Raw genomic sequence first — 14,344 nt, forward strand, 5'->3', positions numbered from 1 at the left:
ATGTGAAAAAGACAAGGCGGTGAAACAGTGCAAACTAAAAAAGCCGCCTATTTATTGGCGACTTCAATCTTTTTATAAAACAAATATGCTAGTACATTTTTACTTGAATCGTATTTCGGGTTATTTCCTTTTCTTGGCTCTCTCATATGTGTCTTTTCAAATCCAGGAATGTCTGGCATTTTCCCCATAAATTCAAGCATTTCTTCCTCAGTACCTTCAATGCGTACACGAATCATAATAACTATTCCTCAATTCACAGTTTCTCTGTACTAAGTATATCGTACTTCAGAAAGACTGCAACACATTTATCTTTTTAATGTTGTACTTTTTTTACATATAAACATAGCCATTTCAGTATAGAACGAATCTACTTTATTATTTTTAAGTTGAATATTAAAATATTCCTTCATTTCGTTTGGTGCTTTCATCATACATTCTGTTAATTTTTCACGCTTTTGTACAGGGACATCCATCATATTACACCACCAGTCAAAATCAAACTTCTTATCAAAAGTAAGACATGACTGCATTTGCAAACCGTTTTTTTCTAATAAAGTAACCCATTCTGTCTTTTTTAGAGCTCGTTCATGACTTGGGTCCCGCTTCTTTTCTATAAAATTATAAAATGTATCATATTCATTATTTTCTGGCGAAACATTATCTATTAAGATGAATAATCCATTATCCTCCAACGTACGATTTACTTCATAAATAAATTGAGCCGGATTCGTAAAATGATGGGCTGCAATCCGGCATGTAATTGTATCAAAAAAATGGTCTGCAAATGGTAAATTCTCTGCATTTCCTGCTACAAAAGATACATTTTCATGACCATTCTGCTTTATAAAAACTTTTGCTTTTTCTAACATCTGTTCTGTTAAATCAAGTGCAACTACTTCTTCAAACATAGGTGCTAACATATTTGCCACATGCCCGCCACCAGTAGCAACATCAAGAAGACGATTATTATGACGAGACTCAACTTGTTGAACTACATATTGTAAATCCAGTCCTTTAGCATGTATTTTACTATTTACATATTTATCTGCATTGCTGCCAAACTGTTTTTTCACAAGCTCTTCTTTACTCATATTATCATCTTCTTTCTATTGTTATTTACATATACGACTCATATAATTACTACAATTCTCTTAATGTATTTTCAAATCCTCTTTTCATCTCACTTCTTATCATATTTACCTTTCATTAAAATAATATAATTTTTCACTTTATTATTAAACAAAAAAAAGACTATGGGAACTTCCCCCCTAACCTGAATAAATATTTACTACATTTTTATTTATTCGTATATATATATATAATATAAATCCTCTTTCAACTTCATAATAACATCTACTTCGTTATAAGTAGCCTCACGAGCATGTAAACCAAATTGATCCATACCAATCCATATCCACCCAGGTGTAAGATATAAAACATCTATATTAAAATAATCTAACTTAGTAAGCTCCGCTATAATAAATTTATCTTTATTAGCGATTTGTTTATCTATTAAACCGTATTCTTTCCCATTTTCAAATAGCGATATAAATTTCCCTACAATCGGATGTTCACGAACAATAAAATGATATTCTTTTTCCTCTATATTTACCACAATCAAACGAGAAACAGATAAATCAGGCCCTGAATTCGACATATTTGTTTATTCACCTCCTTATATAGGCTTCTTAAATATGATAACAAATGAATATTCAAATTAAATTAATATAATGTAAAAAATAAAAAAGCTGATTTCCCTTTAGAAATCAGCCTTTATAATTTGATCAACTTTATTCTTTTACAAATTATTATAATGTTTCTTTTTCCTCATCATTTCCAGAAACTAAATTTCCTATAGCATCCGCTGTTACTTCCACTACAAATTCACAAATACCAGCTACAACTTCTCCAATTATTTCATCCATCTTTTTACCCCCTTATTTTATGTAACCTATTTGCATTATAGAAGAAACTGGTAAATACAAACTATCGAAAAAGGTGACATAAACCTTACAGAATTGTAAGCTCTTTCATCCCTTTACTTATCCCCTTTGAAACTCCAAGTATTTTTAGCAGACATATAGGCCATCATAATATGAAGCAAGTAATAATCTAGTGTCAGGAGGCGTTTAATATGTATTACGTAAAATTAATTAAAGGTCAATCTTTCTACGCTTTTGATCATCGTTTCTTAGTGTCTGAAGAAGAAGAGGTTTCAGAGAAAATTTATAATTACTTACGACGTAATGAATTTTTTGAAGTACGTAAAGAAGAATATTCTGCTTAATTACAAAAAGCATTAAGAAAAATATCATCTTATTGTGATATATTCTTAATGCTTTTATGTGAATTTCTTCTTTTCAATAATTATTGTTGACTCTATTAAATAATCTAGTATTTGTCCAAACTAATTATTCACTATTTTCATATTCTAGTATATGAGGAGGTGAAGAATATGACTCATATCATTGATTACCAAGCTACTCAGCCTATAAGTAAAACTGGTGAAACAACTTTTGCAATCCCAGCTTCTCCAAATAAAGCAATTTTAGCAAATTTGAAATTGCGAATTTCAAGTAGAGATTCACGTAATAATCGAGTAGAATTAATCGCTACAATTGGTGTAGAAGGTATAACTGAGACTTCACAAGTTTTATTCCGAATTTTCCGTGATAATATTGAAATTTTTAATGCACAAGTAGGTATTGAATCTACAGATTCTGAACAATTCTACGTACAAACATTTCAAGCTATAGATCAAAACGTTAGCAGTGGAACACACGAATATTCATTAACTGTAGAAAACCTTACTAGTGGTGCAAGCGCAGAAGTTGTTGGCCCACTATCTTTTAGCGCTTTAGCTATTGGACAAGAGCGTAAATGTTGCTAAGTGAATCTAATATTTAATTTTGTACTTGAGAAAAGCGAGGCGTAGTTATACGTTCTTGCTTTTTTATATGTACCCTTACTTTCTATTAGCTTTAATCATAAATTTTTTATGTTTTAATTCACTTATTTCATCAATTAACGCATCAAATTTTTGACAAATCAAAAAGATTGAAATCCAATTATGAAACACGTAATATAGACTCTGACTCTAAAAAAGTTCGTATAAAAATACTACATAAATAAGGAGGTTTTATATACGAGTTTTTCATTTTAAAAGACGGAGAGGTTTTATGTTATGTGGCGTAATAAAAACGTTTGGATTGTTTTAATTGGGGAGTTTATTGCAGGTCTAGGATTATGGCTTGGTATTCTTGGCAACCTTGAATTTATGCAAAAATATGTCCCTTCTGATTTCATGAAATCAGTTATATTATTTATCGGACTATTAGCCGGTGTTCTAGTTGGACCTATGGCTGGCCGTGTCATCGATCAGTATGAAAAGAAAAAAGTTCTTCTTTACGCTGGGTTTGGTCGAGTTTTAAGTGTTATTTTCATGTTTTTTGCTATTCAATTTGAAAGTATCGCATTTATGATTGCATTTATGGTTGCTCTTCAAATTTCAGCAGCATTTTATTTCCCTGCATTACAATCTGTAATTCCACTCATCGTACGTGAGCATGAGTTATTACAAATGAATGGTGTACATATGAATGTTGGTACAATCGCTCGTATTGCAGGTACTTCACTAGGTGGAATTCTTTTAGTTGTGATGAGTTTACAGTACATGTATGCCTTCTCAATGGCAGCATACGCCTTATTATTCCTCTCGACTTTCTTCCTACAATTCGAAGACAAGAAATCAACAACACCAAGTAAACAAGCTGCAAAAGATAATAGCTTTATGGAAGTATTTCGTATTTTAAAAGGAATTCCTATTGCTTTTACAGCACTTATATTAAGTATTATCCCTCTATTATTTATAGCTGGGTTTAATTTAATGGTTATTAACATTAGCGAAATGCAACATGATCCTACGATTAAAGGGTTCATATATACAATTGAAGGTGTCGCATTTATGTTAGGTGCCTTCGTAATTAAACGTCTATCTGATCATTTCAAACCTGAAAAATTACTATATTTCTTCGCAGTTTGTACTGCTTTTGCACACCTTTCATTGTTCTTTAGCGATATAAAATGGATGGCTCTTACATCATTTGGTTTGTTTGGGTTTAGCGTTGGCTGCTTCTTCCCTATTATGTCGACAATTTTCCAAACGAAAGTTGAAAAAAGTTATCACGGTCGCCTCTTCTCATTCCGTAATATGTTTGAGAGGGTTATGTTCCAAATCGTCTTACTTGGCACAGGGTTCTTCTTAGATACAATTGGGTTACAATATATGGTTCTCATCTTCGGAGTCGTTTCATTATTGATTATTTCTATTTCCCTTTCTAAGCAGAAACATTATGAAAAACAGCATTCGCAATCTGCGAATTTATAAAATAAACAAAGAAGTATGGATATAATATTGAATCCATACTTCTTTGTTTTATAATACGCCTATTTATTACGTTTATTGAAATTATCTAAAGGAGTAGCCCTCTTTTATTTCGAATAGATTATAAAGAGTACTCTTTATAAAAGGAGTGGTAACATGTCTGATGGCATCCAAGTATTTATTGTCCTGCTCTTTGCAATTGCTCTGTTTAGCATCCTAAACTTTTTAGCCATTTCCTTATCTGGACATAGTTTTAAAAAAAGAATCGTGGCAGGTTTCATATTTTTACTACTGACTCCCATTATCTTTTTGACTATCGCAACATTTGCTTCTATATTCGATAAAGCAGGATTTGGCGCAGGTACGTTAGCCTTTATGATCGCAAGCGTATATATAATAAATGGAATAGTGCTTCTGCTTTCCTCTTTATATATCCTCAAAAAAGACATAACATAGGCTATAGTACTAGCATGAATCTGACTTTACACTAGATTCATGCTTATTTAATTTCTCCTAAATTTTTATATGAAATTAAATAATTCTTTAAAAAAATTTAAACTTTATTTATTATAATATCCCTATCGTATTCGCACGTTTATTCAAATTTAAAAGAAAGGAGCACAAAATGAAAAAGGTTCTACTTACAATTCCTATACTAATCATCCTACTTAGTGGATGCAGCAATAACGATATATACGGTTCTTGGGAAGTCGTTGACAATAAAAATGGTGAATGCCCTGTATATTATAAATTTGAAACAGTTGTCAAAAAAGAAAATAAAGAGGAAATTGTGCAAAATTTAGTAGAAATGCAAACCACAAAGAATAAAGACGATTTATATAAAGGCTCATTTGTCAAAAATTCTAATGTATATCACATTGATTATGGTAATTCATTTACATCAGAGCAAACTTTAAAAGTTGCCGACGGTACATTAAATGTATACTTTTTGACAGCTGAAAAATTATGCACGTATAAAAAGAAATGATTACATTTCAGAGGAAACGCAGAAAATATTTTCTGCGTTATTTCACTTTAGAAATCTTCCACAAATACTTAATAAAAACTATAAAATAACTTAAGTTATATAAAATGAATCCTATAATAGACATTTCAATTAACACGTCTACGCTATTTACATCGATACTTTTCAAAATAGGCTAATCCTTCCTCTAAATTTGTCAATCGTTTTAATTTTCATAAAAAAATGATAAAATATAAACATGTGTTTTCAGAATAATTAAAAACGCAGAATGAAAGCACTGTTTTAGGAGGGGTTTTGATGACTTACACGTTAGCAACTAGAATGAAAGCATTCCAATCTTCTATATTTAGTGAATTAGGAGCCTATAAAAAAGAAAAAATTGCAGCAGGTCATAACATGATTGATTTGAGCATCGGAAATCCTGATATGCCGCCCGCTGATTTTGTAAGAGAAACAATGGTACATACAGCGAGTGAGAAAGAGAGCTACGGGTATACATTATCAGGTATTCAAGAATTTCACGAAGCTGTAACTGAATATTACAACAACACTCATAACGTTTTATTAAATGCGGATAAAGAAGTTTTATTATTAATGGGTTCACAAGACGGGCTCGTTCATTTACCTATGGTTTATGCAAATCCAGGTGATATTATATTAGTTCCTGATCCAGGATATACAGCTTATGAAACAGGTATTCAAATGGCTGGTGCAACATCTTACTACATGCCTTTAAAGAAAGAGAATGATTTCTTACCAGACTTAGGAGTCATCCCTGAAGAAATTGCCGATCAAGCGAAGATGATGATTTTAAACTTCCCAGGGAATCCCGTTCCAGCAATGGCTCATGAAGATTTCTTTAAAGAAGTAATCGCATTCGCGAAAAAGCATAATATTATCGTTGTCCATGATTTTGCTTATGCTGAATTTTATTTCGATGGTAATAAGCCAATTAGCTTCCTCTCTGTACATGGTGCTAAAGAAGTTGGTGTAGAAATCAATTCTTTGTCAAAAAGTTATAGTTTAGCAGGTAGCCGTATTGGATATATGATTGGAAACGAAGAAATTGTTCGTGCACTTACTCAATTTAAATCTAATACCGATTACGGTGTATTTTTACCAATTCAAAAAGCGGCATCTGCAGCACTAAGAAATGGCGCTGTATTTTGTGAGAAAAACCGCGATATTTATCAAGAACGGAGAGATACTTTAGTCGATGGATTCCGAACATTTGGCTGGAATGTCGATAAGCCAGCTGGTAGTATGTTTGTCTGGGCTGAAATTCCACAAGGATGGACTTCTCTAGACTTCGCTTATGCATTAATGGATCGTGCGAATGTCGTTGTTACACCTGGTCATGCATTTGGACCTCACGGAGAAGGCTTCGTACGTATTGCACTCGTTCAAGATAAAGAAGTGTTGCAACAAGTTGTTGAAAACATTAGAAATAGCGGCATTTTCACTCTTGAAAAAGTAAATGAATTAGTTAAAAATTAGTTCCCACTCCCCTGCTTAAATTTAGCAGGGGTATTATTAATTGGAGGTACTTTCATATGCATATTAAAGACACTCTTCCCCATCGTTATCCATTTTTAATGACTGATAAAGTAACAAATGTAAAACAAGGTGAATCCGTTACAGGATATAAACTCATTACAAATAACGAATGGTTTATAAATGATAATCAAAAACATATGCCTCATATGTTAATTGTAGAAGCACTTGCTCAGCTTAGTGCATTTGTACATACAAGTGATTCTGAAGGACTAGGATTCCTCTCCTCTTTAGATGGAGTTGAATTCCAAGGAAAAGCATATCCCGGTGATAAACTTGATTTACATTATGAACTAACGCGCAATCGCCGAGGTTTTGTTCTTGGTAAAGGTACTGCAACTGTAAACGACCAGCCTATTGTAACTATAGAAAAACTATTAATATATCAAGCAGATTAAATTGTTCCTTATATCAGTTGGGAATATCTATTCTCAACCAATTAAAAATAAATAGGAAAACATATTACGTAGTTAGGAGCAGGAAAATGGAACGTACTATCGGTATCGATGCTGGAGGCACATTAACGAAAATAGCTTATTTTAACGAAAAAAGGCTATTAACTTTTGAAAAATTTTATTCACATGAACAACATAAAATAATAGATTGGATTAAAAACAACAATGGCATAAAATAAATATGTATTACGGGTGGTAAATCGAAACTATTACAGCAACTGCTTACAGGTTCATATAAAATAATAGAGCTAAACGAATTTGAAGCTACTCTTGCAGGTGTCCAATACATATTAAAAGAAGAAAAACATGCTATACGCAATTTTATTTTAACCAATATCGGTACAGGTACTTCTATCCATTACGTTTATAATGAACAATATATTCGCGCTGGTGGAACCGGAGTTGGCGGTGGGACTATTATGGGACTTTCAAAATTGTTAACAAATATAGATCATTTTGAAGATGTAATCCCTCTAACAAAAGTAGGATCTAGAAAAGAACTAGATATTACGGTTGGAGATATTTATGGTGGTATTCTTTCCCCTATCGATAATAACTTAACTGCTAGTAACTTCGGAAAAGCAGCCATTACAGAATCAAATAATAGTAGCTCCGATATACTAGCTACTGTACAAGGACTTGTCGGTGAAGTCGTTACTGCATTAAGCCTTCAATTCGCTGAAACAAAAAACATTGAACATATTATTTATATTGGTTCGACTTTATGTAATAACGTACAACTTCAACATATTATTAGTAGCTACACCGAATATCAAAATAAAACACCAATCTTTTTACAAGATGGTGGTAATAGCGGTGCAATTGGTGCATTACTTCATGCTACGAAATAAAAAGCTGACTTTTGTCAGCTTTTTAGAAATGGCACTTCAAATTCAATAATTGATTCCCCGTTCTCTCCAATTCGCTCCACGCTTATTCTATCAATCACACAATTTAACTTCCCATGAAAACTAGGAATCTCCTTCACTACTTCAGCAGCTAACGCGACACTTTCTTTTCTTCCGACTGTTACATGCGGGATGTACGGAATGTCTTCTTTCAAAAATTGTAATAAAGGTCCTGTATATAGAATATTATTTAGTTCCTCTATTTGTTCTTTCCCCTTTTCAACTCGTAAAAACAAATATTCTCTTTCACTTGTAATTTGATTCTTAAATTCAATTTCTATATTCTGTATCGGTTTTGATACATTTATAATATGTAATTTCAGCTCATCATTTGAAATCGAACTTTCAAATGGGAATACAATTGTAATATGCGGTGGAATTAATCCAAATAAAGGATCATGTTTTTGCCTAATGTCCTCGATTTCGCTAATGAACATGTTGTTTAGAAAAAGTAAAATTGTACGCATTTTTATCCCCTCAACTTTTCCTCATTATAATATGTATCATATTCTATGACAGCCTGCCCTTCAACAACTTGTTTTGCTTACCTGTAAAAATAAAAAAACTTCTCAAATGAGAAGTTTTCATATAGCATGATTATTATTTTCCAGCCAAACTTTCCTAAACTTTATATAACAGGCAATTCTCCAAGGAAAAATATACGATACTGCAACAACGTAAAATAATAAACCAATCGTTTGTTGATCTAAATCAACGATAAATTGTCTTGAACCATATCTTAAAAAGACAAGTACAATAAAAGTAATTAAAAAAGCTGCACTTTTTTTCGTATAAATATTCCCATCATCTCTTCGTTCATAATTTGTTAATACTATAAGCGGTACAGCAAAAAGTACACCAATGAATACCGCTATAATTACTTGTAATATAGCTGGATGTACGGGACCTAAAAACCATACAATACCTGGTGTTAAAAATAGTAATGGCCATAAAATACGTTTTCCTGATCCCTTTATTGGCTTATGCATGGAGCGATAACGACGCCAAAATATTAGTAGTGCAATGCATAAAAAGACGGTTATTAGTGAGGACGTGTCTCCCATATATTTTCCTTCTCCCTAAAAGAATAATCTATCACTATTTTAAACTGTTCGTTCAAACGATACTTTACGAATAAATATACTACTAGTTATGATATAAAGAATTGTTAATCCAATTGAAATAACAATAAAATAAGGGATATCTATTAAAGATACATCATTTGTAAATAACAATCCTTTTATCCCTACTTCTCCATACAGCACACTATTTGTTGAAAGGAAAAGCGACCCACCAATCATGAGACCAATCCATTGAAATCTTTGCTTAAAAATTACTACTACTTGAAAGAAACATGCTATCGTAACATAAAATAAAAATTGTAAAATAAACTGTTGTATTAATTGCTCTCCAAAGTTAACATTTACTAAGTTATATTTTATATCTTGTAAAAACAGTATTTGAAGGAATGAAAACAATGCGGATTGCAACACGATATAGCAAATCGCTCCGATAAAATATTGTATTCTCGTTATACCAAATGAAACTGCTAAACGAAATACATCATCTTGAACAATGAAAACACTCCCTACTATAAAAATCATAATTGCAATTGAAGGATTATTGATAATTTCGGGTAAATAACCAACTTTCGCTTCATTTAAATGAGCAGCATATAAAGCTCCTTTTATTAATAAAGCTACAATCCAAAATATTAAAATTGCTTTATAATGAAAATTTATATGTAACCTCAATTGTTTCATTAACGTCGTCATTCCACTTCACCACCAGTCATGTGAATAAATAGTTTTTGTAATGTAATTCTATCAATTACTAAACCTTCTTTTTCAAGAGAGTAACAATCTTCATTAGAAAGCTCTTCCCATATAACAGCAATACCTTTATTCCCATAAATTTCTTTATTTATAACTTTTTTATTAATCAAGAACTCCTCCACTTTACCTTTTTGCCCTGAAATAATATGACCTTGTTGCAATAAATCTTCCACTGTTGATTGAACAACAAGTGCACCTTCTTTTATGATAATTACTTCTTCAATAACATGGGTTACTTCTTCTACCAGATGTGTTGATAATATAATTGTTCTGGGATACTCCCCGTAATCTTCTAGTAGTAAACTATAAAATAACTCACGATGTGCTGCGTCTAATCCTGTAGTTGGTTCATCAAAAATAGTAATTGTCGCTCTGCTTGCTAACCCTTTAATAATTCCTACAACTGTTTGCATGCCATGAGATAGTTTATGGTATTTCTCTGTTATATTAAGCTGAAATTTACCCGCCAGTTCTTCAGCAAACTTCTGATCCCAATTTTTATAAAACATGTTACATATCTTAAAAATTTCTTTTACGCTATAACTTAAATGAGACTCTTCTTTTACTCTAACGAAACAAATATTTTGCATCGCTTTACTATTTTCAAAAACATCTTCACCAAATATTGATACACTTCCACTACTTGAAGTAATTTGTCCTGCTAGTAAATTTAATAAAGTCGTTTTCCCTGCTCCGTTCCTTCCAAGCAAACCATATATTTTATTCTCTTCCAATGAAATCGTTACTTCATTTACAGCTATTTTCTTTTTATACTTTTTCGTTACATCTTTCGTTTCAAGTGCAATCATCCCTCTTTCCCCTCCTTCGTAATCTTTTGAATCATATCCATCAATTCATCTTTTGATATTTCTAGTACTTTCGCTTCTTCCCACACTTTAGGTAAATATTCAGTCATAAAAGTATTTTGTCTTTTTTTTAGTACAACTTCTTTTGCTCCTTTTGCAACAAACATCCCGATCCCTCTCTTTTTATATAAAATCCCCTCATCCACTAATACATTCACCCCTTTAGCTGCGGTAGCCGGATTTATTTGTAACATCTTCGCAAATTGATTTGTCGATGGAACTTGTTCTTCTTCAAGCAATATGTCTTTTAAAATATCAGATTCAATCGTTTCTGCAATTTGTATGTATATTAATTTATTTTGTTCTAGAGTCGGCTTCACATTTTCACCACCTTAGGTTCATAGGTTCATTACTTATGTAATTAACCATATCACATAGAATTATTTTTTTCCATAAATTTCTTTTACAAAAAAAGAGAGTCATTCAATTAAGAATGTCTCTCTTTCTAAAAATTCGAAGTTTCAACTCTTGTTCTCAAATTCTTTTCATTTATACCATTTTGACAAAAATTAAACTGTTGTCCCTCAATACATTTTGTACGATCTACTACTTGCCCTAAATGATAGCTTGTATGCTCAACCAAATGTAATAGACTTTGAAGATCAATATGCCTTTTTTCTTCCCAGACCTGTATATATGCTTTGCCCCACTCATCAAATATTTCTTCAACAGTTTTTAACAAAGCTTCAGATCTTATTTGTTTCACTGGAAAATATTCTTCAATTCCATTTTCAAAAACTATATTTGGATCCTTATAACGCCTTGTATTTCTCTGTAAATGTTCACAAATATGTAGTACGATTCCACCAATTGAATTAACAGAGGTCTCTTTTTTCCACAAATCTTCTTCACTAACGAGCCTAATTGCCTGTACTAATTTAGGTAAATAATGATCCTGCATTCTATGATAAGAAATTTTGTATACTAACTCCATCTTCTCCCCTCCATTATTTCAACTGGCTCACTGGATATTTAGCAAATAAAGATTTCCGAAAATCTTTATCTTCCACAAGCATTTTAATTTTTTCATTATTATCGTTAAGAAACTTTACTACTTTCTTTTTATCCCATATATCATCTTCTTTTGGAAAATCATCAAATTTTCCATGCAAGATTGATAGGATTTCCTCCCTTTTCATCATAAATTTTATATTCTCTACCTGAAACTCGTAACTGTTTGCATTTGGAACTAAAACTACAAGATAAATAATGTTAAAGAGAAAATTCTTCTTCATCGTATCTTTCTCATCAAACCAATACGTCTCAATCATTTCTTCTGTAAGAGCCCCACTCCCTTTTGCGCCATAGTTCACTTTTATATTTTCATTTTCTAAACTTATACTTTGAACTGTTCCACCACCGGGTAAATGATTAATAATTGCAACCACATCTGAATTATTACCAACGTATGTCCCAGTATATTTCTTAAAATCATCTGACCTAACATCATATATAGCTTTTATTCTTTCCCCGTTAGAACAAGCCGTAATAAATAAAAAAATTGTTAGCATAACGATTATGTTATGATGCATATATTTCATTTAGCATCCCCCATTTTTATCGATATTTCGTTAATTACAATATTTACTTTCAAACCCCTTTTTAAATATACGCATTTTAATCAAAATTAAAAATTTTCATTTTTTATGTTTACAATTATCCATTAATTGTATATACTTACTAACGTAAGAAAAAAATTCTAAAAGGAGGTCGAAGGAAATGATGAACTTACAATTACATGCATTAACTTTAGCGTTAACTGCACCTGTGTTTTCTGGACAATTAAATATGAATTCGACCACCCTAATGGAGAATTGAAAATCGTAATTTATTTCATTTAATTCATAAATTCGCCACAGGAGGTCGTATACTTTCCTGTGGCTTTTTCGCGCCCAGCCATAGGAGAACTGTATCTTCCTGTGGTTTTTTTGCGCGATTTTTTAGTCTCTTACATTATTTTTCTAAGAAAGGAGCAACATTCAATGACTATTAGCGTATTGTTTTTAAGTATTACGATTCAAAGAAATACAATTTCCAAAGGGGAAATTCTTCATAATGAGCAAATTGAAAAAGCTATGAATGATGTTAAGGAGCGCCAAGCACTTTACTGTGATCACCTGTAATTCCTTTTCGAAAGGAGGAATTCATTTATGACTTTTCATATTTTCTTTTTTACGACTGTGCTTCAAAAAAATACTTTATCTGAAACTGAAATCAATCGTAAACAACAGTTAAAACAACTGACTGATAAAATAACTGACATTAAAAGTTCATACTACACTCAAATGTATTAAAAATATATTTTAAAGGGGCAATATATTCATGAAATTTAAAGCATTCTTTTTAACAATCACCATTCAAAAACGTAAGCTTTCACAGAAAGAGATTTTACGTGAGCAACACATCCAAAGCATTATGGACGAAGTAAAAGAGCGCCAATCTTCTTATTACACTCGTCTTTTCTAAATCACTTATAAAGGGGTCATAAATCTAATGAAATTTAAAGCATTCTTTTTAACTATCACTATTCAAAAACGTAAACTTTCACAGAAAGAGATTTTACGTGAGCAATACATTCAAAACATTATGGACGAAGTAAAAGAGCGCCAATCTTCTTATTACACTCGTCTTTTCTAAATCACTTATAAAGGGGTCATTATCCAATGAAATTTAAAGTATTCTTTTTAACCATTATCATTCAAAAAAATACATTTTCCGAGTCTGAAATGTTTCATGAGCGACAAATTAATCAGGCTATGGATCATGTAAAAGAAAGACAAAGTCATTACTGTAGTCATCTGTAATTTCTTATTACACTCGTTTTTTCTAAATCACTTATAAAGGGGCAATCATCTAATGAAATTTAAAGTATTCTTTTTAACCATTACCATTCAAAAAAATAAATTTTCTGAGTCTGAAATGTTTCATGAACGACAAATTAATCAGGCTATAGATCATGTAAAAGAAAGACAAAGTCATTACTGTAGTCATCTGTAATTCCAATTCGAAAGGAGGAATTCACATATGAAGTTTCACCTTTTCTTTTTAACGATTACAATTCAAAAAGAAACAATATCTCAAAATGAATTAAAACAAGAAAGACAATATAAACAAGTTATTGATGAAATTCGAGATCGTAGGAGCAAATACTACACTCACCTTTAATCGTTTAACTATATAGAATTGAAAGGAGTCGATTATGATGTTGATAGCACGCTGTAAGGAAATGATTTGGATAGTTCAGAGGGATTCCACATAGTTTTATAGAGCTTATATCACACAAGTTTATCACTGAATTTGATGTATAAAAAATATATAATAAAATCAAATCAACCCGCTTTTAATTATTTATTTATA

Annotated in this window: 24 protein-coding genes and 1 pseudogene; 15 read left to right on the forward strand and 10 right to left on the reverse strand. The window is 31.5% G+C overall.

Going from position 1 to position 14,344, the window contains the following annotated elements:
- Positions 1-47 precede the first annotated feature (47 nt).
- The 3 genes from BUA87_RS05995 to BUA87_RS06005 form a co-directional block, all read right to left on the reverse strand.
- A complete protein-coding gene (locus BUA87_RS05995; RefSeq protein WP_072938758.1) occupies positions 48-236 on the reverse strand; it encodes a DUF3970 family protein in 189 nt (62 codons plus the stop codon).
- A gap of 69 nt (positions 237-305) precedes the next feature.
- Entirely contained in the window at positions 306-1,091 is a 786-nt protein-coding gene (locus BUA87_RS06000; protein ID WP_072938760.1) for a class I SAM-dependent methyltransferase, read from the reverse strand.
- A gap of 209 nt (positions 1,092-1,300) precedes the next feature.
- Positions 1,301-1,657, reverse strand: a complete 357-nt coding sequence (locus BUA87_RS06005) for a hypothetical protein (RefSeq protein ID WP_072938762.1) — start codon at positions 1,655-1,657, stop codon at positions 1,301-1,303.
- A gap of 477 nt (positions 1,658-2,134) precedes the next feature.
- On the opposite strand from BUA87_RS06005, the gene BUA87_RS06010 reads away from it, so the two are divergent.
- The 8 genes and pseudogenes from BUA87_RS06010 to coaW all read left to right on the forward strand — a co-directional run bounded on the left by BUA87_RS06010 (position 2,135) and on the right by coaW (position 8,229).
- Positions 2,135-2,287, forward strand: a complete 153-nt coding sequence (locus BUA87_RS06010; RefSeq protein WP_000291905.1) for a YqbF domain-containing protein — start codon at positions 2,135-2,137, stop codon at positions 2,285-2,287.
- Positions 2,288-2,455: 168 nt separating this feature from the next.
- Entirely contained in the window at positions 2,456-2,890 is a 435-nt protein-coding gene (gene exsC, locus BUA87_RS06015) for an exosporium protein ExsC (protein ID WP_000148797.1), read from the forward strand.
- A gap of 294 nt (positions 2,891-3,184) precedes the next feature.
- Entirely contained in the window at positions 3,185-4,387 is a 1,203-nt protein-coding gene (locus BUA87_RS06020) for an MFS transporter (protein ID WP_000269261.1), read from the forward strand.
- Positions 4,388-4,540: 153 nt separating this feature from the next.
- Positions 4,541-4,840 (forward strand): hypothetical protein, encoded by a 300-nt coding sequence (locus tag BUA87_RS06025; RefSeq protein ID WP_001279472.1) that lies wholly within the window; start codon positions 4,541-4,543, stop codon positions 4,838-4,840.
- Positions 4,841-5,009: 169 nt separating this feature from the next.
- Positions 5,010-5,372 carry a hypothetical protein gene (locus BUA87_RS06030; protein ID WP_000757024.1) on the forward strand — a complete coding sequence of 121 codons (363 nt, stop codon included), beginning with the start codon at positions 5,010-5,012 and terminating at the stop codon, positions 5,370-5,372.
- A gap of 294 nt (positions 5,373-5,666) precedes the next feature.
- Complete coding sequence (locus tag BUA87_RS06035; RefSeq protein WP_000222704.1) at positions 5,667-6,866, forward strand: LL-diaminopimelate aminotransferase; 1,200 nt, start codon at positions 5,667-5,669, stop codon at positions 6,864-6,866.
- A 56-nt stretch (positions 6,867-6,922) separates the two neighbouring features.
- Positions 6,923-7,321, forward strand: coding sequence for a 3-hydroxyacyl-ACP dehydratase FabZ family protein (locus BUA87_RS06040; protein ID WP_072938764.1), 399 nt, complete (start codon positions 6,923-6,925; stop codon positions 7,319-7,321).
- An 86-nt stretch (positions 7,322-7,407) separates the two neighbouring features.
- Positions 7,408-8,229, forward strand: a pseudogene (coaW, locus tag BUA87_RS06045) (type II pantothenate kinase).
- 14 nt (positions 8,230-8,243) lie between these two features.
- Here coaW and BUA87_RS06050 read toward each other — a convergent pair.
- The 7 genes from BUA87_RS06050 to BUA87_RS06080 form a co-directional block, all read right to left on the reverse strand.
- Positions 8,244-8,753: a 2'-5' RNA ligase family protein gene (locus BUA87_RS06050; protein WP_071714214.1), complete on the reverse strand. Its 510-nt coding sequence runs from the start codon at positions 8,751-8,753 to the stop codon at positions 8,244-8,246.
- Between the two features lie 117 nt (positions 8,754-8,870).
- Positions 8,871-9,350 carry a CcdC family protein gene (locus tag BUA87_RS06055; protein ID WP_000502966.1) on the reverse strand — a complete coding sequence of 160 codons (480 nt, stop codon included), beginning with the start codon at positions 9,348-9,350 and terminating at the stop codon, positions 8,871-8,873.
- Positions 9,351-9,389: 39 nt separating this feature from the next.
- Positions 9,390-10,061, reverse strand: coding sequence for a DUF4052 domain-containing protein (locus BUA87_RS06060; protein ID WP_000209601.1), 672 nt, complete (start codon positions 10,059-10,061; stop codon positions 9,390-9,392).
- Positions 10,058-10,930, reverse strand: a complete 873-nt coding sequence (locus tag BUA87_RS06065) for an ABC transporter ATP-binding protein (RefSeq protein WP_000560921.1) — start codon at positions 10,928-10,930, stop codon at positions 10,058-10,060. Before BUA87_RS06065 ends, BUA87_RS06060 begins: the two co-directional genes overlap by 4 nt.
- A complete protein-coding gene (locus BUA87_RS06070) occupies positions 10,927-11,307 on the reverse strand; it encodes a GntR family transcriptional regulator (RefSeq protein ID WP_000805185.1) in 381 nt (126 codons plus the stop codon). Before BUA87_RS06070 ends, BUA87_RS06065 begins: the two co-directional genes overlap by 4 nt.
- Before the next feature lie 125 nt (positions 11,308-11,432).
- Positions 11,433-11,921, reverse strand: coding sequence for a DinB family protein (locus BUA87_RS06075; protein ID WP_000424636.1), 489 nt, complete (start codon positions 11,919-11,921; stop codon positions 11,433-11,435).
- A 13-nt stretch (positions 11,922-11,934) separates the two neighbouring features.
- Positions 11,935-12,528, reverse strand: coding sequence for a DUF4825 domain-containing protein (locus BUA87_RS06080; RefSeq protein ID WP_000876527.1), 594 nt, complete (start codon positions 12,526-12,528; stop codon positions 11,935-11,937).
- 441 nt (positions 12,529-12,969) lie between these two features.
- Here BUA87_RS06080 and BUA87_RS06085 point away from each other — a divergent pair, with 441 nt between their 5' ends.
- The 7 genes from BUA87_RS06085 to BUA87_RS06115 are packed head-to-tail and all read left to right on the forward strand — an operon-like array spanning position 12,970 to position 14,152.
- Positions 12,970-13,110 carry a YrzI family small protein gene (locus BUA87_RS06085; protein ID WP_000156197.1) on the forward strand — a complete coding sequence of 47 codons (141 nt, stop codon included), beginning with the start codon at positions 12,970-12,972 and terminating at the stop codon, positions 13,108-13,110.
- A gap of 27 nt (positions 13,111-13,137) precedes the next feature.
- Positions 13,138-13,281, forward strand: coding sequence for a YrzI family small protein (locus BUA87_RS06090; RefSeq protein ID WP_000142729.1), 144 nt, complete (start codon positions 13,138-13,140; stop codon positions 13,279-13,281).
- Between the two features lie 28 nt (positions 13,282-13,309).
- Positions 13,310-13,453, forward strand: coding sequence for a YrzI family small protein (locus BUA87_RS06095; RefSeq protein ID WP_000668965.1), 144 nt, complete (start codon positions 13,310-13,312; stop codon positions 13,451-13,453).
- A 27-nt stretch (positions 13,454-13,480) separates the two neighbouring features.
- Positions 13,481-13,624: a YrzI family small protein gene (locus tag BUA87_RS06100; RefSeq protein ID WP_000668968.1), complete on the forward strand. Its 144-nt coding sequence runs from the start codon at positions 13,481-13,483 to the stop codon at positions 13,622-13,624.
- Between the two features lie 26 nt (positions 13,625-13,650).
- Positions 13,651-13,791, forward strand: coding sequence for a YrzI family small protein (locus BUA87_RS06105; protein WP_000669797.1), 141 nt, complete (start codon positions 13,651-13,653; stop codon positions 13,789-13,791).
- Between the two features lie 52 nt (positions 13,792-13,843).
- Positions 13,844-13,984 carry a YrzI family small protein gene (locus tag BUA87_RS06110; RefSeq protein WP_000669802.1) on the forward strand — a complete coding sequence of 47 codons (141 nt, stop codon included), beginning with the start codon at positions 13,844-13,846 and terminating at the stop codon, positions 13,982-13,984.
- 27 nt (positions 13,985-14,011) lie between these two features.
- Positions 14,012-14,152, forward strand: coding sequence for a YrzI family small protein (locus BUA87_RS06115; RefSeq protein WP_000668497.1), 141 nt, complete (start codon positions 14,012-14,014; stop codon positions 14,150-14,152).
- Positions 14,153-14,344 lie beyond the last annotated feature (192 nt).

Origin of the sequence: Bacillus sp. bc15 (assembly GCF_900142585.1) — a bacterium.
In the GTDB taxonomy this organism is placed as follows: Bacteria; Bacillota; Bacilli; order Bacillales; family Bacillaceae_G; genus Bacillus_A; species Bacillus_A cereus.

Excerpts from the sequence above, each read along its gene's own strand:
- BUA87_RS05995 (WP_072938758.1), bottom strand. The coding sequence starts at position 236 with ATGATTCGTGTACGCATTGAAGGTACTGAGGAAGAAATGCTTGAATTT.
- BUA87_RS06000 (WP_072938760.1), bottom strand. The coding sequence starts at position 1,091 with ATGAGTAAAGAAGAGCTTGTGAAAAAACAGTTTGGCAGCAATGCAGAT.
- BUA87_RS06005 (WP_072938762.1), bottom strand. The coding sequence starts at position 1,657 with ATGTCGAATTCAGGGCCTGATTTATCTGTTTCTCGTTTGATTGTGGTA.
- BUA87_RS06010 (WP_000291905.1), top strand. The coding sequence starts at position 2,135 with ATGTATTACGTAAAATTAATTAAAGGTCAATCTTTCTACGCTTTTGAT.
- exsC (WP_000148797.1), top strand. The coding sequence starts at position 2,456 with ATGACTCATATCATTGATTACCAAGCTACTCAGCCTATAAGTAAAACT.
- BUA87_RS06020 (WP_000269261.1), top strand. The coding sequence starts at position 3,185 with ATGTGGCGTAATAAAAACGTTTGGATTGTTTTAATTGGGGAGTTTATT.
- BUA87_RS06025 (WP_001279472.1), top strand. The coding sequence starts at position 4,541 with ATGTCTGATGGCATCCAAGTATTTATTGTCCTGCTCTTTGCAATTGCT.
- BUA87_RS06030 (WP_000757024.1), top strand. The coding sequence starts at position 5,010 with ATGAAAAAGGTTCTACTTACAATTCCTATACTAATCATCCTACTTAGT.
- BUA87_RS06035 (WP_000222704.1), top strand. The coding sequence starts at position 5,667 with ATGACTTACACGTTAGCAACTAGAATGAAAGCATTCCAATCTTCTATA.
- BUA87_RS06040 (WP_072938764.1), top strand. The coding sequence starts at position 6,923 with ATGCATATTAAAGACACTCTTCCCCATCGTTATCCATTTTTAATGACT.
- BUA87_RS06050 (WP_071714214.1), bottom strand. The coding sequence starts at position 8,753 with ATGCGTACAATTTTACTTTTTCTAAACAACATGTTCATTAGCGAAATC.
- BUA87_RS06055 (WP_000502966.1), bottom strand. The coding sequence starts at position 9,350 with ATGGGAGACACGTCCTCACTAATAACCGTCTTTTTATGCATTGCACTA.
- BUA87_RS06060 (WP_000209601.1), bottom strand. The coding sequence starts at position 10,061 with ATGACGACGTTAATGAAACAATTGAGGTTACATATAAATTTTCATTAT.
- BUA87_RS06065 (WP_000560921.1), bottom strand. The coding sequence starts at position 10,930 with ATGATTGCACTTGAAACGAAAGATGTAACGAAAAAGTATAAAAAGAAA.
- BUA87_RS06075 (WP_000424636.1), bottom strand. The coding sequence starts at position 11,921 with ATGGAGTTAGTATACAAAATTTCTTATCATAGAATGCAGGATCATTAT.
- BUA87_RS06080 (WP_000876527.1), bottom strand. The coding sequence starts at position 12,528 with ATGAAATATATGCATCATAACATAATCGTTATGCTAACAATTTTTTTA.
- BUA87_RS06085 (WP_000156197.1), top strand. The coding sequence starts at position 12,970 with ATGACTATTAGCGTATTGTTTTTAAGTATTACGATTCAAAGAAATACA.
- BUA87_RS06090 (WP_000142729.1), top strand. The coding sequence starts at position 13,138 with ATGACTTTTCATATTTTCTTTTTTACGACTGTGCTTCAAAAAAATACT.
- BUA87_RS06095 (WP_000668965.1), top strand. The coding sequence starts at position 13,310 with ATGAAATTTAAAGCATTCTTTTTAACAATCACCATTCAAAAACGTAAG.
- BUA87_RS06100 (WP_000668968.1), top strand. The coding sequence starts at position 13,481 with ATGAAATTTAAAGCATTCTTTTTAACTATCACTATTCAAAAACGTAAA.
- BUA87_RS06105 (WP_000669797.1), top strand. The coding sequence starts at position 13,651 with ATGAAATTTAAAGTATTCTTTTTAACCATTATCATTCAAAAAAATACA.
- BUA87_RS06110 (WP_000669802.1), top strand. The coding sequence starts at position 13,844 with ATGAAATTTAAAGTATTCTTTTTAACCATTACCATTCAAAAAAATAAA.
- BUA87_RS06115 (WP_000668497.1), top strand. The coding sequence starts at position 14,012 with ATGAAGTTTCACCTTTTCTTTTTAACGATTACAATTCAAAAAGAAACA.